At 71.8% G+C, this 21,642-nt stretch carries 16 protein-coding genes; 3 read left to right on the forward strand and 13 right to left on the reverse strand.

Annotation, left to right across the window (positions count from 1 at the left end; translation table 11 throughout):
- Nucleotides 1-58: 58 nt before the first annotated feature.
- The 7 genes from QUG98_RS13225 to QUG98_RS13255 form a co-directional block, all read right to left on the reverse strand.
- Nucleotides 59-1,024, reverse strand: a complete 966-nt coding sequence (locus tag QUG98_RS13225) for a hypothetical protein (protein WP_289471003.1) — start codon at nucleotides 1,022-1,024, stop codon at nucleotides 59-61.
- A gap of 335 nt (nucleotides 1,025-1,359) precedes the next feature.
- On the reverse strand, nucleotides 1,360-4,506 hold the full coding sequence (locus QUG98_RS13230; RefSeq protein ID WP_289471004.1) for an alpha-mannosidase: 3,147 nt from the start codon (nucleotides 4,504-4,506) through the stop codon (nucleotides 1,360-1,362).
- Between the two features lie 131 nt (nucleotides 4,507-4,637).
- Nucleotides 4,638-5,537, reverse strand: a complete 900-nt coding sequence (locus QUG98_RS13235; protein WP_434533446.1) for a carbohydrate ABC transporter permease — start codon at nucleotides 5,535-5,537, stop codon at nucleotides 4,638-4,640.
- A gap of 2 nt (nucleotides 5,538-5,539) precedes the next feature.
- Complete coding sequence (locus tag QUG98_RS13240) at nucleotides 5,540-6,490, reverse strand: carbohydrate ABC transporter permease (RefSeq protein ID WP_434533447.1); 951 nt, start codon at nucleotides 6,488-6,490, stop codon at nucleotides 5,540-5,542.
- Nucleotides 6,491-6,596: 106 nt separating this feature from the next.
- On the reverse strand, nucleotides 6,597-7,958 hold the full coding sequence (locus tag QUG98_RS13245) for an extracellular solute-binding protein (protein ID WP_289471005.1): 1,362 nt from the start codon (nucleotides 7,956-7,958) through the stop codon (nucleotides 6,597-6,599).
- A gap of 288 nt (nucleotides 7,959-8,246) precedes the next feature.
- Nucleotides 8,247-9,089, reverse strand: coding sequence for a PhzF family phenazine biosynthesis protein (locus QUG98_RS13250; RefSeq protein WP_289471007.1), 843 nt, complete (start codon nucleotides 9,087-9,089; stop codon nucleotides 8,247-8,249).
- Between the two features lie 87 nt (nucleotides 9,090-9,176).
- The gene (locus QUG98_RS13255; protein ID WP_289471008.1) at nucleotides 9,177-11,639 is read right to left on the reverse strand and encodes a lamin tail domain-containing protein; all 2,463 of its coding nucleotides are present in this window, start codon (nucleotides 11,637-11,639) and stop codon (nucleotides 9,177-9,179) included.
- A 246-nt stretch (nucleotides 11,640-11,885) separates the two neighbouring features.
- Here QUG98_RS13255 and QUG98_RS13260 point away from each other — a divergent pair, with 246 nt between their 5' ends.
- The gene (locus tag QUG98_RS13260) at nucleotides 11,886-12,314 is read left to right on the forward strand and encodes a hypothetical protein (protein ID WP_289471009.1); all 429 of its coding nucleotides are present in this window, start codon (nucleotides 11,886-11,888) and stop codon (nucleotides 12,312-12,314) included.
- A 48-nt stretch (nucleotides 12,315-12,362) separates the two neighbouring features.
- Here QUG98_RS13260 and QUG98_RS13265 read toward each other — a convergent pair whose 3' ends face one another.
- Nucleotides 12,363-13,613 (reverse strand): ROK family transcriptional regulator, encoded by a 1,251-nt coding sequence (locus QUG98_RS13265; RefSeq protein WP_289471010.1) that lies wholly within the window; start codon nucleotides 13,611-13,613, stop codon nucleotides 12,363-12,365.
- 122 nt (nucleotides 13,614-13,735) lie between these two features.
- Between QUG98_RS13265 and QUG98_RS13270 the strand changes: the two genes are divergently transcribed.
- Both QUG98_RS13270 and QUG98_RS13275 read left to right on the forward strand, forming a co-directional pair.
- Nucleotides 13,736-14,191 (forward strand): GNAT family N-acetyltransferase, encoded by a 456-nt coding sequence (locus tag QUG98_RS13270; protein WP_289471012.1) that lies wholly within the window; start codon nucleotides 13,736-13,738, stop codon nucleotides 14,189-14,191.
- Nucleotides 14,192-14,199: 8 nt separating this feature from the next.
- A complete protein-coding gene (locus QUG98_RS13275; protein ID WP_289471014.1) occupies nucleotides 14,200-14,553 on the forward strand; it encodes an MGMT family protein in 354 nt (117 codons plus the stop codon).
- A 4-nt stretch (nucleotides 14,554-14,557) separates the two neighbouring features.
- Here QUG98_RS13275 and QUG98_RS13280 read toward each other — a convergent pair whose 3' ends face one another.
- The 5 genes from QUG98_RS13280 to purN all read right to left on the reverse strand — a co-directional run bounded on the left by QUG98_RS13280 (nucleotide 14,558) and on the right by purN (nucleotide 21,614).
- Nucleotides 14,558-14,980, reverse strand: a complete 423-nt coding sequence (locus QUG98_RS13280) for a DUF805 domain-containing protein (protein WP_289471015.1) — start codon at nucleotides 14,978-14,980, stop codon at nucleotides 14,558-14,560.
- Between the two features lie 32 nt (nucleotides 14,981-15,012).
- On the reverse strand, nucleotides 15,013-16,935 hold the full coding sequence (locus tag QUG98_RS13285; RefSeq protein WP_289471018.1) for an ABC transporter ATP-binding protein: 1,923 nt from the start codon (nucleotides 16,933-16,935) through the stop codon (nucleotides 15,013-15,015).
- Nucleotides 16,932-18,755 carry an ABC transporter ATP-binding protein gene (locus QUG98_RS13290; RefSeq protein WP_289471019.1) on the reverse strand — a complete coding sequence of 608 codons (1,824 nt, stop codon included), beginning with the start codon at nucleotides 18,753-18,755 and terminating at the stop codon, nucleotides 16,932-16,934. Before QUG98_RS13290 ends, QUG98_RS13285 begins: the two co-directional genes overlap by 4 nt.
- 610 nt (nucleotides 18,756-19,365) lie before the next feature.
- Nucleotides 19,366-21,024 carry a bifunctional phosphoribosylaminoimidazolecarboxamide formyltransferase/IMP cyclohydrolase gene (purH, locus tag QUG98_RS13295; RefSeq protein WP_289471020.1) on the reverse strand — a complete coding sequence of 553 codons (1,659 nt, stop codon included), beginning with the start codon at nucleotides 21,022-21,024 and terminating at the stop codon, nucleotides 19,366-19,368.
- Nucleotides 21,021-21,614: a phosphoribosylglycinamide formyltransferase gene (gene purN, locus QUG98_RS13300; protein WP_058728841.1), complete on the reverse strand. Its 594-nt coding sequence runs from the start codon at nucleotides 21,612-21,614 to the stop codon at nucleotides 21,021-21,023. Before purN ends, purH begins: the two co-directional genes overlap by 4 nt.
- Between the last annotated feature and the right edge of the window lie 28 nt (nucleotides 21,615-21,642).

Genomic DNA, 21,642 nt, shown 5'->3' on the forward strand with positions numbered 1-21,642 from the left:
AGCCACGGTGTCCTGAACCGGTTCCCGGCCCCGACGTCCCCGCCGGGGGATGTCCTGATCAGGTCGTCAGACCACGCGCGCTGCGGACCGGTCGGGCTCGGCAGGGCAGTCCCGCGGCCCGCAGCCGGAACGAGAGCGCGTCGAGGTCCCACAGGTCACGCCACTCGAGACGGACGATCGCGCGGACGGCCGGGTGTGCACTCAACCGCTCGTGGCGGCGTTTCTCCTCGACGATGACCTGCGCGGCGGTCCTCCCGTTCCGGTACCGCTCTTGCGAGTACTTCACGCGTCCGTCGACCTCCACGATCACGCCTTGCTCCGGGAACCAGAAGTCGACCTCGTGACGGTGCCCGTCCACGTCGAACCGTTGCTGCAGGACGGGAGCCGGTAGACCGAGCTCCCAGAACACCACGCGGGCGAGGGACTCCGCCGGGGACCCTGATCGAGGATCGGCGAACTCGATCGAGCGAGCGGCGAGAGCTCGCCCTCGGTGGTGGGGGAGTCCGCCCAGGGCACGGTGGACGTCGCCCCTCCGCAGCCCCTGCCGGAGTGCCGCGTCAGCGAGCACGACGACGGTCCGCACGTCCCCCTGCAGTGCGACGTCGGCGACGGTCCTCGCGACGGACGTGAACCGCAAGCCCGCATGGTCGATCCCGTCACCGGGTTGCACGGGTCTGGTGTGGAGGACGAGACCCTTCGTCCCGCTGCGGTACTGGGTCTTGGGAACGGTCAGGTGCACGTCCTCCGGCCAGCCGTGGAGCCAGGGCAACCCGTGCACCGCGACAGCGGAGACGTGCGAGCCCACTGCTGCAACGCTCCGACGACCGAGCCTCGCGAAGACCCGGGTCACGTAGCGGCGTCGAGGCCCTGCAGCGTCCCACTCCGCACCCCGCACGAACGCGTTCGGTCCGACGCGCACGAGTCGGTCGGGACCGTCGTCGGCTGCCCGACGGCGGAGCGTCGCCCCGGAACGTCCGGCGTCGTTCGTGCAGGTGGCGCGGTAGATGGCGAGGGGCACTTCCATGTCTCCCACCGTGGTGAAGGGCGGGACTGCGCAGGCGAGCATGCTTGCGAACTGTGGATGCGCCTCCCGCCCGATGCGTTTGTGCAGGACGTTGCTTCGAGCCCATCGCGCGCGCGATTGAAAGCAGGATCGCGCGTGGGGAGCGGAAAAGAACGACCTCGTACGCACGATTCGGTCTGCCACGCGCGGATCGGCCTCCTACGCGCGGAAGGTCGGCCCAGCCCAGCCCAGCCCACCCCAGCCCCGCACGCGACGCGGCGCCGGGGGAACGCACCCGTGCTCCCCCGGCGCCGCAGCCTCCCCGCCGGCCCCGCTGCCTCGGGACCGACGCAGCCTCAGGCCCGCCGCACCCGCAGCGTGACGATCTCGAACGGACGCAGCGTGAGCACGACGGGCTCCCCCGCGAGCCATGAAGCCGAACCCGAACCCGAGCCGGAGTCCGACCCGACCGGCCGCTCGAGCAGGTCCACCGCCTCCACCGCCTCGACGTCGAACCCGAACGACACCCCGACGTCGGTCGCCCGACCGCCCGACGCCTCGTAGAGCCGCACGACGACGTCCCCGGAGCGGTCCTCGGCGAGCTTCACGGCCTCGACGAGCACCTGGGGCGAGGACACGGTGACGAGCGGGTCGACGGTGGCTGAGCCCGGGACCGACCGCACCGGCAGGTTCAGCCGGTACCCGGAGTCCGCCGCGTCGAGCACCGAGGCTCCCGCCCGCAGGACCGTCCGGAACACGTGGTGCCCCTGGTCGGCGTGCGGGTCCGGGAAGGTCGGCGCGCGCAGCAGCGACTCCCGCACCAGGGTCGTCGTCCCGCCGTCCGCCCGGGTCGAGCGGGTGATGTCGTGTCCGTAGGTCGAGTCGTTCGCGACCGCCACACCGAACCCGGGTTCACCGACGTGCACCCACCGGTGCGCGGACGTCTCGAACCGGGCCATGTCCCACGAGGTGTTCTGGTGCGTCGGCCGGTCGATGTGCCCGAACTGGATCTCGCTCGACGCGACGGACGCCCGGACGTCGAGCGGGAACGCCAGCTTGAGGAGCTTCTGCCGCTCGTGCCACTCGACCTCGGTCTCGACGTGCAGCTCGGGCTGGCCCACGACGGCCGTGTACCGGGTGGTCACCGACGACGAGCCGAACGGCCGCGTCACGACGAGTGCGTCGCCGTCCACGTCGACCGAGGCCGCGGACAGCACGGTGCCGCTCCGCTGGTACGCGCGGTCGATGTCCCACGCCTCCCACTGGTTCGGGGTGTCCCGGAACACCGTGTACTGCGCCGCAGCAGCACCGGGTGCGATCGCGTCGCGTCCGGTCGCGTGGTCGACGAACGACACGACGTGGCCCTCGGCGTCGACGGTCGCGGTCACGACACCGGTGTCGAACACGAAGCGGTCACCGCTCCGGACGGGAGGCACCGCCTCCGCCGCCGACACCGCGGAACCACCCAGGGCGGTCACCCCGCCCGCCGCCACGGGCGAGGCGTTGAAGCGCACGACGGTCCCGACCTCGGCGCTGCCGCCGGTCCCGACCGTGCCCGGGTCCCGAGGCGCGTCGAGAGCGGCCCCGCCGTCGCCGGCGAAGGCGGTCGCGGACGCCCCGACCCCGGCGAGCGCCGGCGCCCCACCGCTCGCGAGCGCGGTCGTCGCGGCACCGATCAGGCCCTCGAGCACCTTCCCGACGCGGGCGTACTCGGCCTCGGCGTTCTCGTAGACCCACGCGATCGACGACCCCGGCAGGATGTCGTGGAACTGCTGCAGGAGCACGGTGTGCCAGACGGACTCGAGTTCGTCGTACGGGTACTCGGCGCCGAGTCGCACGGCAGCGGTCGCCGCCCAGAGCTCGGCCTCGCGGAGCAGGTGCTCGGAGCGCCGGTTGCCCTGCTTCGTGCGGATCTGCGACGTGTACGTGCCGCGGTGGAACTCGAGGTACATCTCCCCCGACCAGACGGCGGGCTCCGGCAGGACGCGTTCGAGCTCCTCGAAGACGTCGGCCGGGGTGCCGAGGTCGACCCGGGGCGAGCCGTCGAGGTCGTGCTGGCGTCGTGCGGCCGCGACCATCTCGCGCGTGGGTCCACCACCGCCGTCACCGAAGCCGTACAGGAGCATCGAGGTGTTCGCGACGCCGCGCTCCTTGTTGCCCCGCTCTCCTCGGTGCAGGTCGGCGGCGGAGACGTCCGAGTTGTACGTGTCGGCCGGGGGCAGGTGCGTCAGGACGCGGGAGCCGTCGATGCCCTCCCAGTGGAAGGACGTGTGCGGGATGACGTTCGTCTCGTTCCACGAGGGCTTCTGCGTGACGAACCACTTCGACCCGGCGGCGCGGACGATCTGCGGCAGGGCCCCGGTGTACCCGAACGAGTCGGGCAGCCAGGCCTCGGGGGTGTCGACACCGAACTCCTCGAGGAAGAGCCGCTTGCCGGCGACGAACTGCCGGGCGAGTGCCTCACCCCCGGGCAGGTTCGTGTCCGACTCGACCCACATGCCGCCGACCGGGATCCACCGGCCCTCGGCGACGCGCTCCTTGATCCGTGCCCAGATCGACGGGTAGCCGTCGCGGATCCACGCGTACTGCTGCGCCGACGAGCACGCGAACGTGAAGGCGGGGTCCTGGTCCATCAGGTCGAGCACGTTCGAGAACGTGCGGGCGCACTTCCGGATCGTCTCGCGGACCGGCCAGAGCCACGCGGAGTCGATGTGGGCGTGCCCGACGGCGACGGCGCGGTGCGCGGCGGCGCTGGCGGGGACGGCGAGCGCCGGGGCGAGCACGGCCCGGGCATCGGCGGCGGTCCCGGCGACGTCGTCGGGGTCGAGGGCGTCGGCGGCCCGTTCGAGCACGCGGAGCAGGTCGGCGCCGCGGGTCCCGTCGGTCGGCAGCTCGGCCATGAGTCCGCGGAGCACCCAGACGTCCTGCTGGAGCTCCCACACGGTGTCGTCCCGCTCGACGAGCTCGAGCGCACGCAGGCGGTAGATCGGCTCGGTCCCGGCGGTCGCCTTCGACCCGAGCGGGGTCGCACCCTGGAAGTCGTCGCCGCCGATGTCCGGGTTGGACGCGGCCTCGACGTACAGCTCGAACGAGCCGCCGGGGCCGACCTCGACGGGGACGGTGTCGTTCCGCGGCTCGATGCCCTTGATCGTGGAGCCGTCGGTGCGCCAGGCGAGTCCCTCGGCCTGGAAGCCGGGCTGCCGCTTCGAGAAGCCCAGGTCGACGCGGAGCTCGACGGTGGTGCCCGGGGCGGTGCCGAAGTCCTCCGGCACGGTGCCGCGGACCCGGAACCAGGTGGTCCCCCAGGGCCGCCCGCCCCAGGCGTCGCCGACGGTGAACGGCGTGTACTCGGCGGCGACGGCCTCGGCGAACGGCACCGGTTCGTCCGGCACCTGCCAGGCGTCGACGGTGACCGGGGCCGAGCGACGGTGCACGGCGGGGTCGATGCGGTCCCGGACGAGACGGGCGATCCGGGCTTCGACGAGGGGTTCGTCGTGGTGCATGGAGTGGTTCCTTTCGGCGGGCGATCCGGGTCAGAGCCCGTTGACGACAGCGAGGGGTTCGTCGTGGTGCATGGAGTGGTTCCTTTCCAGCAGGGACAGCGGTGGGACGAGCCCACCGCGGTCGGACGGGGTCAGCCCTTGATGCCGCCGGCGAGGGCGTTGCCCCCACCGAGGCCGCGGGACACGAGCACGTAGAGGGCGATGACCGGCACGGAGTACACGATCGAGAACGCGGCGAGCTGCCCGTAGGCGACTGCCCCGTTCTGCCCGAAGAAGTTGAAGATGCTCACCGCGGCGGGCACCTTGTCGGGCGAGAGCAGCAGGACGAAGGGGACGAAGAAGTTCCCCCATGCCTGGATGAACACGAAGATGAAGACGACGGCGATCCCCGGGCGCATGAGCGGCACGACGATGCGCGTCAGCGTGGTGAACATCGAGGCGCCGTCCGTCCAGGCCGCCTCCTCGAGCGAGATCGGCACCGAGTCCATGAAGTTCTTCGCCATCCAGATCGCCATCGGCAGCGACGTGGCGGCGAGGAAGAAGATGCAGCCCCACACGTTGTCGATCAGGTTCAGCGACACGAACAGCGCGTAGACCGGCACCATCATCGCGGTGATGGGCAGGCCGGTGCCGAACAGGATGCTGTAGAGGAACGGCTTGTTCACACGCATCTTGTACCGGGACAGCGGGTACGCGGCGAGCAGGGCGAACACCACGGTGACGACCGCGGTGCCGCCGGAGAGCAGCAGGCTGTTCGCGAGCGGGATGAACGACAGCTCCGGGGTGAGCACCTTCGCGAAGTTGTCGAGTGTGAACTGCGTCGGGATCTTCACGGACAGGGACGCCTGCGTGTCCACCGAGGCGAGCACGAGCCAGAGCAGCGGCACCGCGAAGCACACGGCGATGACGAGCAGCACGACGTTCGACGCCCAGCGCATCGTGCGGCCTCGCGGCGAGGTCATGTGCAGCGCACCCGGGGCGGTCACGGAGCGGGTCGCGTTCGACACGGGACGGTCAGCGGTGAGGGCCATGGTCAGTCCACCTCCGGCTTGAGCGCCCGGATGTAGATGATCGAGAACACCGCGCCGACGACCAGCAGGATCGTCGCGATCGCGGTCCCGAAGCCGAGCTGCGAGAACTTGAACGCCTCCTGGTACGCCAGGATCGGCAGGGTCGACGAGTTCGTGCCGGGGCCGCCGCCCGTCATCACGAAGATGAGGGTGAAGACCGACAGCGTCTGCAGCGTCGTGAGCATGAGGTTCGTCGAGATCGACCGTCGGATGACCGGCAGCGTGATGTAGATCAGCCGCTGCCACCCGCTGGCGCCGTCGACCTCGGCGGACTCGGTGATCTCCTCGGGCACCTCGGACACGGCGGCCGAGTAGACGAGCATCGAGAACGCGGTCCCGCGCCAGATGTTCGCCAGGATCACCGCGAGCATCGGGTACGTGTAGAGCCAGTTCGCCCCGGTGATGCCGATGGACGCCAGGAACGTGTTGAGCGTGCCGGTGTCGTTGAAGAACGCGTAGGCGGCGAACGAGGCCACGATCTCCGGCAGGACCCAGGCCGCGACGACGAAGGTGCCGACGACGGCGCGGACGACCTTGTTGGCGCTGCGCATGAGGAACGCGAGCCCGAGACCGAGCACGTTCTGCCCGACGACGGCTGAGGCCAGCAGGAACACGATCGTGAGCACCACGGACTTCGGGAAGTCCGGGTCCTGGAAGAGCTCGACGTAGTTCGCGAAGCCGACGAACTGCTGGTTCGCCGCGCTCGCGCCGGTCAGCGCCGAGTTGGTGAACGACCCGTAGAACGAGGAGATGACCGGGCCGAGCAGGAATACGACGAGGAGGACCACCGCGGGCAGGAGCGGGACGACGCGCGTCGCGTTCCGCAGCGGTCGCCGCTTGCGCGGCACGGGAGGATCGGTGCGCTTCGGCGCACCGGGCGCCGACAGCGTCGGCGCGAGGGGGGTGCTGGACACGAGGGTTGCCTTCCGGGTGCGGAGGGTTCCGAAGGTGGGATGGGACGGACGGGAGGCGCGGTGCACGACGTGAGCCGCGCCTCCCGACCGTCAGGTGGTCGCGCCGCTACCCGGCGTCGACGGTGTTGTCCTTGCCGACGACCTGTTCGACGGACTGGTCGTAGACCTTCGCGGCCTCGGCGGGTGTCTGCTGCCCGGTCATGACCGACTCCATCGCGACCTGGATGGCGTTCGAGACCTGCGAGTAGTCACTCGTGGCGGGGCGGAAGTTGGTGTGCTGCACCAGACCGGAGAAGAACGCGAACGTCGGGTTGGCGCCGGTGTACGCCGGGTCCTCGGCGACGTCCTTGCGGACCGCGATCTGGCTGTTCTCGGTGTCGTACTTCAACGAGCCGTCCTTGCTCAGGAACGTCGTGATGAAGTCGAACGCGGCCTGCGGGTTCTTCGACTTCGAACCGACCGCGAGCGTCCACCCGCCGGACATCGAGTTGTAGCCCGGTGCCTGACCGTTCTGCGTCGGGAAGGCCGCCTGACCCATCACGTCGTTCCACTCCTTCCACGGAGCGGTACCGGACTCGAGCCACGTGCCGGACTGCCACGAGCCGTCGAGGTCGATGGCGAGCTTGCCCTCGGGCAGCCAGGTCTGCGCGATCGTCGTGCCGACGTTCGTGTCGAGCGCCTGCTGCGGGGTCGGGCCGAGGCCGCCCTGGTAGACCTCCTTGATGAACTTCAGGGAGTCCTCGAACTGCTTCGAGCCGACGACCCACTTCTTGTCCTTGTAGAGGGTGTTACCGTCGCCGTCCGCGCCGTACAGGAGCATCTCGAAGCCCTGCATGGTCGAGGCCTCGCCCTGCGCCTTGCCGGAGTAGATGTTGAACGGGATGACGTTCGGGTCCTTCTCCTTGAGCGTCTTGGCCGCGGCGAGCACGTCGTCCCAGGTCTTCGGCTTCCACGGGACCGGGAGACCGGCCTTCTCGAAGAGGTCCTTGTTGTACCAGAGCGCGCGCGTGTCGGTGCCCATCGAGACGCCGTAGATCTTGCCGTCGTCGCCCTGGCCGGCCTGCTTCGCGTTGTCGTAGAACTGGTCCCACTCGTCCCACTTGTCGACGTACTGGTCGAGCGGCAGCAGGTAGCCGGCCTCGGCGTCGGACTTGATGAGGAAGGTGTCCTCGTACATGACGTCCGGGGCCGTCGCGGGCGCCTTGTTCATGAGCGCGAGCTTCGTGTAGTAGTCGTTGCCCTGCGCCTGGATCGGGACGAGGGTGACGGTCTTGCCCGGGTTCGCCTTCTCGTACTCGGTCTTGACTTCCTTCATCTGGGCGTCGAGCTGCTGGAAGGCGCCGAACTTCTGGTACGCGATCTTGATGGTGTCGCTCGAGGCAGAGGACGAGCTGGAACAACCCGCCAGCCCGACCGCGGCGACTGCCACGGCTGCGAGGCCGGCGATGATTCGGGTGCGGCGTTTCATCGGTGCTCCTTTGCACGGGATGTCCGCGGGCTCCGTCACCCGCGCGCAGGATTAGTACAACGGATGGACTTATTCGTGTCAAGCACTTTTCGTCACGGCTCGGCAACGGACGCGCGGGCGCCAGGGGCCGGAGGACGAACCGCGCGTAAGAGGACGAACCGCGCGTAGGAGGACGTTCCGCGCGTAGGAGGACGTTCCGCGCGTAGGAGGACCGATGGAACGACCCTCTTCGCGCGGAAGCGCTTCCCACTGCACGTGCGATGGGACGGAACGGGCGGCGAGCCCGGGTCAGGCGATGGCGGTGGCGCCGCCGATCACCGTGATGCCGCCGGACTCGGGCACGTCGACGAGCAGCACGCTCGGACGTCCGACGTGTCGACCCTGCCGGATCACGACGCGGCTCCCGGGCGACACCGCTCCGACCGCGCGCAGGTACGCGCCCGTCGAGGCAGCGGCGGATCCCGTCGCCGGGTCCTCGGTGATGCGGCCGGCCGGGAACAGGTTGCGCGCCTCGAACTCGAACCGGCCCGTGCGGTGCAGGACCGTGACGGTGCCCTCCCACCCGGACTCCCGCTTCAGTGCGGCGAGCGCGGCGGGGTCGAACCGGAACTGGTGGAAGCGCTCGGGGTCGGCCAGCACGACCACGGGGTGCCAGTTGCCCGCGAAGGACTCGAGCACGGGGAAGCCCTCGGCGACGTCGGCGTCGACGAGCCCGAGCAGTGCGGCGAGCCGCTCCCACCGCTCGGGGTCGATCGGACGGATGGCTGGCTCGACGCTCGTCATCGCGACCTGCACGCGGCCGTCGGGTGCGGTCGTGGCGTCGACGGAGACGTCCCCGGCAGCGGTGGAGAAGACACGGGCACCGATCCCCTCGCGCTCGGCGAGCACGACGGCGGTGGCGACGGTGGCATGACCGCAGAAGGGGACCTCGGCGGCCGGCGAGAAGTAGCGCACCCGGGCGCCGTCCGGGGTCCGGGCGACCACGAACGCGGTCTCCGGGTACGCCACCTGCTGGGCGACCGCGAGCATCTCGTCGTCGGTCATCCCCTCGGCGTCGAGCACGATCCCCGCGGGGTTGCCGCCCCCGGGCTCGGCGGCGAAGGCGGTGTAGCGGAGGACCTCGGTGCGCATCCCCCGACGCTACCTCGGGACGCCGACGCCCCCGCCGTCCGGGCGGACGACGAGGGCGACGGGGCGTCGGCGAGCAGGAACCGCGGGTCAGGCCGGCGAGCCGACCGTCCGACGACGGCGTGCCACGAGGACACCGGTACCGGCCGCCAGGAGCAGGAGCGCCGCCGCGATCCCACCGCCCAGCTCGGCACCGGTGAAGGCGAGCGGACCCGTCACGGGGTCGACCCGGACGTCCGTCCAGCCGATCAAGGTGCCGTCGAGGGCGGCGACCACGATGCGGTGCTGCCCGGCCGGGACATCAGCGGGAACGACCACCGTCACCGTGCCGTCGGCCGCGACGACCGGCGTCCCGAGGAGCCGTGGCTCGGAGAACAGCCAGACCGCGACACGCTCCCCGGCGTGCTGCGTCCCGACGGCGATCGTCACCGACGTTCCCGCACGGATCCCGGACGGTGCGGACACCGAGCCGCGGTTCCCGTCGGTGAGCGCCGAGGCGTCCGGCGCGACCGGTGCGGTCGGGGTCGCCGGGGTGGTCGGAGCGGGAGCGGTCGGGGCCGGCGTGCCGCCGCCCGCGCCGCCGCCCGTGCCCGGGGTCGGAGTCGGGGTCGGGGTGCTCCCGCCGTCGCCGTCGCCCGGTCCAGGCGTCTCACCGTCGCCGTCGCCCGGCTCCGTCGTCGCGTCGCACGGGTACGTCCCGGTGCGCAGCGAGGACCCGTTCGTGTCGTTGTCGTCCGCGTAGTACGTCGCCCGAGCACCGTCCACGCAGCGCCCCGAGATCGCGAACCCCTCGTTGGCGAGCGTCCGGTCGGCGTTCGCCGGCGCCTCGTACAACGACGCGAGCGTGAAGGCGCCGTCCTGCACGTCGAAGAGCGCCGTGCGCCCGGAGCACGCCTCGTCGCAGACGACCCAGAGCGCGTCGAGCATCGGGTCGAACTGCACCTCGGCGACGAGCGAGAACGGCGTCGCGATCGTGGCGACGCGCTGGGAGGAGCCGTCGTCCATGAGCGCGTAGGCGTACACGCTCGCCGTGCCCTCGACCCCGACGAGGAAGAGCCCGTGACCGTGGCCCGGGTACGAGGCGGGTGCGTAGACCGCTCCGCTGTGCTGGTCGACGAACCCGTGTGACGTCAGCCACGCGTCCGGCACCCACGTCACGCCCTCGAGCCCGGCGTTCGCGCCGAGGCCCGGGAAGTCCGCGGCCAGGTTCCACTCGTCCGTGGCGCGCAGGACCGACTCGGAGCCGTCGGTGGTCGCGAAGCGCAGCACCGCGGGGCGACTCACCTTCGACACGTCGTTGTCGCGCTCGGTCGACACGTACACCGCGCCGGGGTCGTCGGCCGTGACCGTGACGCCCTCGGCATCGGGCGTCCCGGTGCCGTCGGCGTACCGCAGGTCGACGCCCGCGGCGTTCGTCGGGGCCCACCCGCCGCGACCGTCCGAGGCCAGGTGGTACAGCAGGCCGTCACCGTTCTGCACCGCCCAGAGCTGCCCGTCGCGCGAGGTCGACGAGGTCGTCCAGTCGAGGCCGCTCAGGTCCCCGGTGAAGGTGTCCTCGGCGTCCAGGACGGTCTCGTCCGGTCCGCCCGGCCAGGCCTCGGCCGCGACGACTCCGGCGAACCGGTTGGTGGCGCCCTTGGTCGACTCGGCGGTCTCGGCGAAGTCGCCGGTGCCGTCGGGGTTCCGGCCGTACGTGGTCGCGGCGTGCGCGGTCCAGGAGTACTGGTCGACGAGGGTCCCGCGGGGGTCGTACAGCCGAACGCTGTCGGCCTTCCCGAGCCCGAAGCCGAACCCGGAGCCGGACCCCGTGCCCGTGCCCGCGCCCGCCTGCGCCTCGTCCAGCACCGTGAACCCGCCCGGCGCGACGCTGGTCCCGGCCGGGATCGTCCACGCGTGGTCGTCCTCGCTGTCCCGCAGCACGTACCCGCCGAGCTCGACGGTGGTCGTCCCGACGTTCGTCAGTTCGACCCAGTCGCCGGGGGTGCCGTCCTGCGACTCGACCTCGTTGATGCGGACCGGCGAGGAGCAGTCGTTCGGCCTCCCCTTGGTCGATGCGGTGGTGTCGACGAGCGTGCCGGAGCCGTCCGGGCAGCTGCCGTACGTGACGGCCGCGTGCGTCGTCCAGGCGTACCGCAGCGCCAGTGCGCCGGAGGGGTCGTAGAGCCGCACGGCGTCGGCACCGCCGAGCCCGAAGTCGAAGCCCGGGCGGGTGGTGGTCTCCTGGTCGACGACGAGGTACCCGCCGGCGGCGATCGTCGATCCCTGCGGCAGCGTCCACGCGGTGTGCGAGGAGTCCGAGTCGAGGAAGCGCCACCCGCTGAGGTCGATCGCGGCCGACGAGGTGTTGACCAGCTCGACCCAGTCGGTGTCGTCGGCGTTCGACTCCACCTCGTTGATCGCGAGCCCGGCGGCGGGGCCGGTGGTGACGCGGGCGCCGACGGACGGGTCGTCGTCACCGACCGCGGCGACGGCTGGGGTGGCGGTCAGCACGCCGGCGGCGAGGGCGATGCCCGTCGCGAGGCCGGCACCGAGCCGCAGGGCAGGGGTGCGCATGCAGGGTCCTTCTCGGGGAGGTCAGTGGGACCTGCACGACTGTTCAGCATCCCGGCGTCCGGCCGGTGGCGGGAGGGTGAACGACGGGTGTCGTGAGCAGTCGACGGACGGGAGGCGCGGTGCGGGCCGGCGCCGCGCCTCCCGTCCGCCGTCGGTGCCGGCCCACGGCCGCACTCGCGGCTCCTCCCAGGGGGCGCCGACAGGATGGGACCGACCACGCGAGCGCGTTCGGTCGGAGAGGGAACCGTGACGGACGACACCAGCAACACCACACTGCAGTCGATGATCGAGCGTGCCGGGCGGATCACCGCCGACGAGGCCGAGGCCCTCGACGTCGCCTGGAAGGCCGACGAGCAGATCGTGGTCCCGGTGTCGAGCGCGTCGCTCGCGGTCCAGGGCGGCGCGGACGGCCGGATGGTGACGAACGCCGACCTGCTGGCCGCGTGGCAGCACGCGCTCGACGCCGCCGGCGCCGCCGGCCGCGTCGACGAGATCGAGGCCGCGCAGGAGGCCGGGCGCGCGGTCAAGCACAGCGAGGCGCACCTCCGCGACCGAGCCGGGGCCGAGGAGGCCGTCCGGTCGGCGGTGCTGGCGACCGGCGTGCGCGACCTGCTGGCGGACGACGAGTACGACACCCTGACGGCGGTCTGGCGGAAGGTCCTCGGCGCGGTCTGACCGACGGCGCTGCCGGACGGGCGGGGCGGGGTGGACCGACGTCGGTGCTCAGCGCCGGATGAGCAACGCGCTCGCGCGCGGTGACAGCGCCGCGTCGAGCACCAGGCAGGCGGCGCCGACCGCGGCCACGTCGGCACCCCGTCCGCTGTCCACGACCGCGACGGGGTGCTTGGGCACGAGCAGCGGTGAGCCCGTGATCGCCTCGCGCGCCGCCGGCAGCGCGACCGGGGCGATCCGCGACCAGAACGGTCCACCGAAGACCACGCGGTCGATGTCGAGCAGGTTGACGATGACCACCACGGCCCGCCCCATCGCGGTACCGGCGTCGGCCGCGAGCTCCGACGCGACCTCGTCACCGGACGCGATCGCGTCGCCGAGGGCGTCCCAGGCCTGCTGCACGGCGGTGACGTCGTCCGCCGCTGCACCGCCGGTCAGGCGGAGCCCGCGGTCCCGCGCCACCTCGACCAGCCGTGCCGGAGCGACGGCGGCGCCGACCTCGCCCCGCGAGCCGGAGCCGTCGGGGGTGCCGGCGAGGGCCCCCTGGTCGACCATGATGTGCCCGGCATCGCCCGCGTTCGAGCCGACGCCGCGCACGGGTTCGTGGTCGACGACGAGCCCGACGCCGAACCCCGTGCCGAAGTACACGAAGGCGAAGTTCCGCGCCGAGGACTCCCCCGCCAGGAACATCTCGCCGACGACCGCGGCGGTGACGTCCTTCTCGAGCAGCACCGGGTACCCCGTTGCCTCGGCGAGCGCGTCGCGCAGCGGGACGTCCCGCCACCGGGGCAGGAACGGCGGGTCGAGCACCACCCCGGCGTCGACGTCGATCGGCCCGGGGCTCGCGATGCCGACACCGAGCACGTGCTCCCCGGCGACCCCGGCCTCCGCGACGAGGCCGTCGACGGCGGTCGCGATGGTCCGGACGACCTCGGCGGGGTCGTCCGCGGACGGCGTCGACGTGGTGGTCTCGGCGACGACGCTGCCGGCGAGGTCGAGCAGCACGTAGGTCACGACCGCGGGGTCGACGTGCACCCCGACCGCGTACCGGCTCGTGGCCTCGAGGCGCAGGATCGTCCGGGGCTTCCCGCGGCCGGCGACGACGGTGCCGGACTCCGCGATCATGCCGGCCTCGATGAGGAACCGGGTGACGTTCGACACGGTCTGCGCGCTGAGACCCGTGCGCGCGGCGAGCTCCACACGGCTCAGCCCGTTGGGTGAGCGGCGGACGGCGTCGAGCACGACCGTGCGGTTGAAGCCGCCGATCGACGGCAGGTTCGCCCCACGCCGATGCTCCGCCATGCCGTGACCCTACCGTCGCCCGGACACCCGGACGCCGCGCTCGGCACGGCGCTGCAACGGTGCTGCAACGGTCCGGGTGCCCTCCTGGCACCCGGACGGGGTGCACCGCTACCCTGAGCGGCATGACGGACCTCCGCCTCGAAGCCCTCTCCGCGTCGACCGCCGCCGCGGCCAACTCGCTGACGCTCAAGCCCGGGCAGGAGCAGTTCGTGCAGCCGACCACGTACGGCGTCGCCGAGTCGGACGTGAAGCCGAGTTCGGCGTGGACCCGCGTGGTGCTCGACGGTGACCGGGTCGTCGGGATGATCATCGGCACCTTCGACGAGGACAACGCCGAGGAAGAACTGCGCAGCGCGATCTGGCGCGTCAACGTCGCCGCCGACGCGCAGGGCCGCGGCGTCGGTCGCTTCGCGGTGCACGGCCTGGCGGACGAGGCGCGGAGCCGCGGTCTCGAGCGGCTGACCGTGGTCTACGAGCCCGGCGGAGACAGCGGGCCCGAGGCGTTCTTCCGTGCCCTCGGGTTCGAGGTCGTGCGCGAGACGCAGTACGGCGACCACTTCGCCGCCCTCGCGCTGTAGCCCGCCGGGTGGAGGAGCCGGACAGCGGCGCGCTCCTGCCGGAGCCGGACTTCGGCGCGGCCGTCGCCGAGGTGGTGCGGCTCATCCCGGCCGGGCACGTCATGACGTACGGCGACGTCGCTGCTGTGCTCGGGTCACGAGCGTCGCGCGCGGTCGGCAGGGTGATGGCGCACGAGGGCGCCGACCTGCCGTGGTGGCGTGTGGTGCGCGCCGGCGGGCTGCCGCCCGTCCGGCACGAGGCCCGGGCGCTCGAGCACTACCGCGCCGAGGGCACGCCGCTCGTGGAGCGGTCGTCGGCCTGGAGGATCGACATGCGGCGCGCGCGCTGGTCACCCACCACGGACGCCGATGACCCGTTCTGAGCGCTCAGTCGAAGCGCGCGCCCTTCGGGCTCGACGGCAGCAGGAACAGGACCAGCAGCACGAGCGACCCGACGCCGAACACCACGTGCAGGAACTGCCAGAAGCCGGACAGGTTCGCGTCGTGCAGGCGTCGGGCACCGAGGGCGAGTGACCCGATCAGCGTCACGAGTCCCCAGAGCACGAACAGGTAGGAGCCGACCGGGTTCTCGAGCACCGGACTCCCCGGCGTGAACAGCTGCGGCACGAGCAGCAGCACGAGCCCGACCACGAACGACGTCAGCCACCACCACCAGTACTCAGCGCGCGACGCCCGCCCGGTGAACACGGTGTACTTCCGCCAGAACCGTCGGACGGCCTCGGCGAAGGGTGCCCCGTAGAACGGGTCGCGCAGGGCGACGCCGCCGGGCTGCACGCTGTCGTTGCTCATGGGAGCAAGCCAACCACGTGCAGCCCGGTCCGTCAGACGAGCGAGTCCCGCCAGGCCGCGTGCAGCTGGGCGAACCGCCCGGTGCCGGCGATCAGGTCGTCCGGCGTCCCGTCCTCGACGATCCGGCCGTACTCCATCACGAGCACCCGGTGGGCGATCGCGACGGTCGACAGCCGGTGCGCGATGATCACGGCCGTGCGGTCGGCGAGCAGGGTCTCGAGCCCCTCCTGCACGAGCCGCTCGGACGGGATGTCGAGCGACGCCGTGGCCTCGTCGAGGATGAGCACCTTCGGGTCGGCGATGAACGCGCGGGCGAAGGACAGCAGCTGGCGCTGGCCGGCCGACACCCGGCCGCCGCGCTTGTTCACGTCGGTGTCGTACCCGTCGGGCAGGGCCTCGATGAACGCGTGCGCACCGACGGCCTCCGCCGCCCGCACGATCTCGTCGCGCGTCGCCCCCGGCTTGCCGAGCGCGATGTTGTCCGCCACCGAGCCGGAGAACAGGTACGCCTCCTGCGTCACCATGACGATCGCGCTGCGCATGTCCTTCGGGTCGATCTCCCGCAGGTCCACGCCGTCGAGCCGCACGGAGCCCTTGGACGGGTCGTAGAACCGCGCCATGAGCTTGGCAAGCGTCGACTTGCCGGCACCGGTCGACCCGACGAGCGCGATCGTCTGGCCCGCCGGGATGTGCAGGTCGAACTCAGGGAGCACGACCTTGTCGGCGTTGTACGCGAACTCGACGTCGTCGAAGTCCATCGCACCGGAGGCCTCGGGAAGCCGCACGGGCTTCGCCGGGTCCGGCACCGACGGTCGTTCCTCGAGGACGCCGGAGATCTTCTCCATCGCCGCCGAGGCCGACTGGTACCCGTTGTAGAACATCGCGAGCTCCTGCGCCGGGTCGAAGAACCGCTTGGCGTAGAGCGCGACCGCGAGCAGCGCGCCGACCTCGAGCGAGCCGCCGACGATCCGGAAGCCGCCGACGATGACGACCGCCGCGAGCGTGGCGTTGCCGATGAGCACGAGCACCGGGTCGAAGGTCCCGAACAGGTTGAACACCTTCGTGTTCGCCACCCGGTAGTCCTCGACGTACCGGCCGTACTCGTCGCGGTTGCGGGACTCCTTCCGGAACGCCTGCACCGCCCGGATGCCGGTCATCGTCTCGACGAAGTGCACGATGACCCGGGCGGACGTGACGCGGGTCGCACGGAACAGTGTCTGCGAGTTCGTCTGGAACCAGCGGATCAGGAACCAGAGCGGCACGAGCGACACCGCGAGCACGAGCCCCGAGGTCGGGTCGAGCACCACGAGCGCGATGCCCGTGAACACCATGTAGAGCACGCCCTGGATGAGCTGGTTCAGCCCGGAGTCGAGGAGCTCGCGGATGGAGTCGAGGTCGCTCGTCTGGCGGGAGATGATCCGGCCCGACGTGTAGGTCTCGTGGAACTCGAGCGACAGCCGCTGCGTGTGCAGGAACACCCGCTTCCGCAGGTCGAACAGGATCGCCTGGCTGATCCGAGCCGCGAGCACGGTGTACCAGGCGGTGAGCACCGCACCGAGCACCGCGACGACGATGTACGTCGCCACGACGGCGAACGCCGGCACCCAGTCGTTCGCATCGAGCACCCGCGGCAGCGCGTTGTCGATGCCCCACGCGATGAGCGCCGGTCCCGCGACGGTCCCCGCGGTCGAGACCACCACGACGAGGCCGAGCAGCACCAGACGTGCCTTCAGCGGGGCCGCGAGCGACCCGAGCAGGGCGAGGGAGCGGCGCCGCAGGCGCTTGCTCTCCGCCTTGCTGAAGTCCTCGCGCTCCTCGCCGCGCACGCCGAGCGTGGTGACCGCGGCGGTGACGGGGCCGGCCGCCCTGGTGGCGGAGGTCTCGTCGAGGACGGGATCGGGGCCTCCCGGCCCGGCTGCCGTGTCAACGGGCGGTACTTGGTCCTGCTGGGTCATGCCATCGCCTCCTCTCGGGCGGGTGCGTCGTCCTCGTCGAGCGAGGAGATGACGTAGCGGTAGTGCTCGTTGGTGGCCATCAGCTCCGAGTGGGTGCCGACGGCGGTGATGCGTCCGCCCTCCATGAGCGCCACGCGGTCGGCGAGCGTCACGGTCGAGGGGCGGTGGGCGACGATGAGCGACGTCGTGTCCGCCAGGACGCGGCGGAGGCCCGCCTCGACCCGCGCCTCGGTGTCGACGTCGAGCGCCGACAGCGGGTCGTCGAGCACCAGCACCGACGGCCGGGCGGCGATGGCCCGAGCGAGCGCGAGACGCTGCCGCTGGCCGCCGGAGAGCGACAGGCCCTCTTCCCCCACGCGGGTGTCGACGCCCTCGGGGAGGTCGTCGACGAACGACGCCTGGGCGATGTCGAGCGCCTCGCGCATGATGCGCTCGGCCTCGTCACCGGACAGGTCCGGGCGACCGAGCAGCACGTTCTCCCGGACGCTCGTCGAGAACAGCGTGGCGTCCTCGAACGCGACCCCGACGTGCCGACGGAGTTCCGCGCGGGTGAGGTCGCGGACGTCGACACCGTCGATCGTGATCGATCCGCCGGTGACGTCGTACAACCGGGGCACCAGCGACAGCAGCGTCGTCTTGCCGCTGCCGGTCAGGCCGACGAGCGCCATGGTCTCGCCGGGGTGCAGCTGCAGCTCGACGCCGTCCACCAGGTCCGGCACGTGCTCCGGTGCGTCCTGGTACCGGAAGTGCACGGTGGTGAACGACAGTGCGCCGTGCGGCTCGTCGATGCGCTTCGGCGCTGTCGGGTCCTGGATCGTGTTCTCGGAGTCCATGACCTCGAAGAACCGGTCGACCGCGGTGCGGGTGTCGAACGTCATCGACAGGAAGAACCCGATCGACTCGATCGGGAACCGCAGCACGGTCGCCGTCGCGAAGAACGCGAACAGCTGGCCGACCGTCAGCTCACCCTGCGACGCCAGCCAGATGCCGGCGAGCAGGCAGAGCGCGAACGCGACGTCCGGCACGAGCAGCAGCCACAGCCAGATGCTGGCGATGGCCTTCGCCTTCTCGATCTCGGTGCCGCGCAGCGCCTCGGCCTGCTCGCTGAACTCGTCGAGCTTGAAGCGGCCGCGGCCGAACGCCTTGAGCACGCGGATGCCGTGCACCGACTGCTCGACGCTCGTCGCGAGGTCACCGACCTGGTCCTGGCTGCGACGCGCGACGACCGAGTACTTCCGCTCGAACAGCAGGCCGTTGATCCACAGCGGGATCGACGCCACCAGGAAGATCAGGCCGAGCAGCCACCCGAAGGTGAACAGCACGACGAAGCCGACGGCGATCGTGACGATGTTCACGACGAGCAGCACCACGCCGAAGGCCAGCCAGCGGCGGATCAGCGACAGGTCGGAGACCGAGCGGGACAGCAGCTGCCCGGACTCCCAGCGGTCGTGGAACGCCACGGGCAGGTCCTGCAGCTTTGCGTAGAGCGCGTTGCGCATGCTCGTCTCGATGCGCGTGGACGGTCGCATCACCAGCCGACGGCGGGACGCGATGAAGAGGGCCTCGAGGGCGCCGAGTGCGAGCACGCCGAGTCCGGCGGGCCAGATGAGCGCGGCGTCGCGCGAGGACAGCGGCCCGTCGACGAGCCACTGGAGCACGTACGGGATCACCAGGGCGACGAGCGAGGCGCCCATCGCCGCGGCCATGCCGCCGATGAGCCGCCAGCGGTACGGCTTGACGTAGGGCCAGATGCGGCCGATGGCGCGCAGGGTCGAGGGGCGGTCGGTGGAGGGGGTCGCCTGGTCGGGCGTTGTGGACATGCGGTTGCGTCCTCGGGCGTCGAGTCGCGTCCACCCGTCGGGTCGCGGTCCCGCCGACGGGTCGCGTCGGTGGGGGCGGTCCGGCCGGGAGGCGCGGTGTGGCAGTGCGGTGGTCGTCGGCCGGGCGCGTGGTCGCGCGCCGTCGCCGTCACTCGCGTGACGTCGACCGGGCCGGAGGGCACCGGGGACACGGGTCCCCGGGTTCTCAGCAGGTGGTCCGCGCTCGCCGACAGGTCGTCGGGCGCGAGGCCGTGGGAGGGGCCTGGCTAGACGGCGGCCGTGCCCGGGGTGCGGATCGGCATGGCCGTCCGGGTCCGGGGTCGCGGGTCGGGAGTGGTCCCCACGAGGGACACGAGACCCGTCCGGGCAGCCGTCGCCACTGTTCCGGTCGTCGCGTCCATCGTCACTCCAGTCGTCGTCTTCGTCACCGTTGTGTCCGCGGGCACGGCCGATCCGGTTGCGATCGTCCGGTGCGGTGCGGAGCCTTACAGACTATTCACAGTCGCTCGTGTTGCGCAATGGTTCCGGCGTTGTTGGACGCCGTCGATCTGCTGGCGCAGCGGGCCCCGCCGGCTCCGCGTGGCCCGCCTGACCTGCGTGGCTCGCCGGCTCAGTGGAAGAAGTGGCGCTCGCCCGTGAAGTACATGGTCACGCCGGCCGCCTGCGCCGCGGCGATGACCTCGTCGTCGCGGACGCTGCCGCCGGGCTGGGCGACGGCACGGACGCCGGCGTCGAGCAGGACCTGCAGGCCGTCGGCGAAGGGGAAGAACGCGTCCGACGCCGCGACGCTCCCGCGGGCACGGTCACCGGCGCGATCCACCGCGAGGTGGCACGAGTCCACGCGGTTGACCTGGCCCATGCCGACCCCGACGCTCGCGCCCTGGTCGGCGAGCAGGATGGCGTTCGACTTCACCGCGCGGCTGGCCTTCCACGCGAAGGCGAGGTCGGCCAGGGTCGCGTCGTCGGCCGGTTCGCCGGACACGAGGGTCCAGGTCGACTGGTCGAAGGCGGTGAAGCGGTCGGCGTCCTGCACGAGGAACCCGCCCGAGACCTGCTTGAGCTCACGGGTCGCGAGCGCGAAGTCCGACGGCAGCGTGAGGAGTCGGATGTTCTTCTTCTGCGACAGGATGTCGAGCGCCTCGGGGTCGAACGCCGGGGCGACGACGACCTCGGTGAAGATGTCGCGGACGGTCTCGGCCATCTGCCTCGTGACCGGACGGTTCGCGGCGATCACCCCGCCGAAGGCCGACAGCGGATCGCACGCGTGCGCGGCCGCGTGTGCCGAGGCGATCGGGTCGGCGGCGTCGGCCGGCGCGGTCGCGATGCCGCACGGGTTGGCGTGCTTGATGATGGCGACGGCGGGGGTGTCGAAGTCGTACGCGGCCCGGACGGCGGCGTCGGCGTCGACGTAGTTGTTGTACGACATCTCCTTGCCGTGCAGCTGCGTCGCCTGCGCGATGCCCGCCCCACCGGCGGTCGTGTAGAGCGCGGCGGCCTGGTGCGCGTTCTCGCCGTAGCGGAGCGTCGCGGTCAGGTCGGCCTCGATCCGGAGCGTCTCGTCGAACGAGCCCGGCGTCTCGAGGTCGCCGTCGACCGTGGGTGCAGCAGCGTGGTCCGCGACGGCGGCGGCGTCCGACGCGACCACGTCCGTCGCGAAGTACGACGCGACCGCTGCGTCGTAGGAGGCCGTGTGGGCGAAGGCCTGCGCCGCGAGGCGCTTGCGGAGCTCGAGCGTGGTGCCGCCGGCGCGGACGGCCTCGACGACCTCGGCGTAGGACGACGGCGAGACGACGATCGCGACGTTCGGGTGGTTCTTCGCCGAGGCGCGGACCATCGCCGGCCCGCCGATGTCGACGTTCTCGACCACGGTGGCGCTGTCGGCACCCGAGGCGACCGTCTCGACGAACGGGTAGAGGTTCACGACGACGAGCTCGAACGGGGCGATGCCGAGGTCGGCGAGCTGCTGCTCGTGCGACTCCAGCCGCAGATCGGCGAGCAACCCCGCGTGCACGGCGGGGTGCAGGGTCTTCACGCGGCCGTCGAGCGACTCCGGGAAGCCCGTCACGCTCGACACGTCGGTGACGGCGTACCCGGCGTCGCGGATCGTCTGGGCCGTGCTGCCCGTCGACACGAGCTCCACGCCCGCGTCGGCCAGGGCTCCGGCGAGCTCGAGCAGGCCGGACTTGTCGCTCACCGAGATGAGCGCGCGCCGCACGGGGACGACGTCGCGGTGGCGGTAGAGGCTGGGGTCGGCGGCGTGCACGCTCATGCGCTCGGGGTGCCCTTCAGGTCGGTGGTGCCGTTGGCGATGTCGAGGATGGTCTGGATGAGCAGGCGGCGCTCGACCGGCTTGATGCGGTCGTGCAGCGTCGACTCGGTGTCGCCCGGCAGCACGGGGACGCGCTCCTGGGCCAGGATCGGGCCGGTGTCCACGCCGTCGTCGACCTGGATCACGCTGGCGCCCGTCTGCTCGACGCCGGCGGCGAGGGCGTCACGGACGCCGTGCGCGCCGGGGAACTCGGGCAGGTACGCGGGGTGGGTGTTGATGACCGCGGGGGCGAACTCGGACACGACGGCGTGCGGGAGCAGGCGCATGAGGCCGGAGAGCACGAGGAGGTCGGGCGACCACGGGCGGATCTGCGCGGCGAGCTCGGCACCCCACTCGTCGCGCGAGGCGAAGCGGGAGAACGGCACCGTGAAGGTCGGGATCCCGAACTCCTCGCCCAGGCCGAGGCCCTCGGCGTCGCGGTCGGCCCCGATCGCGACCACGCGGGCGGGGTACTCGGCGTCGGTCGTCGCCTCGAGCAGGGCTCGGAGGTTCGAGCCGGTACCGGAGATCAGGACGACCAGTTCGAGCACGGGGACCAGCCTAGCGGCGGTGGGGCGA

Source organism: Curtobacterium subtropicum (assembly GCF_030362975.1).
Taxonomy (GTDB): domain Bacteria; phylum Actinomycetota; class Actinomycetes; order Actinomycetales; family Microbacteriaceae; genus Curtobacterium; species Curtobacterium subtropicum.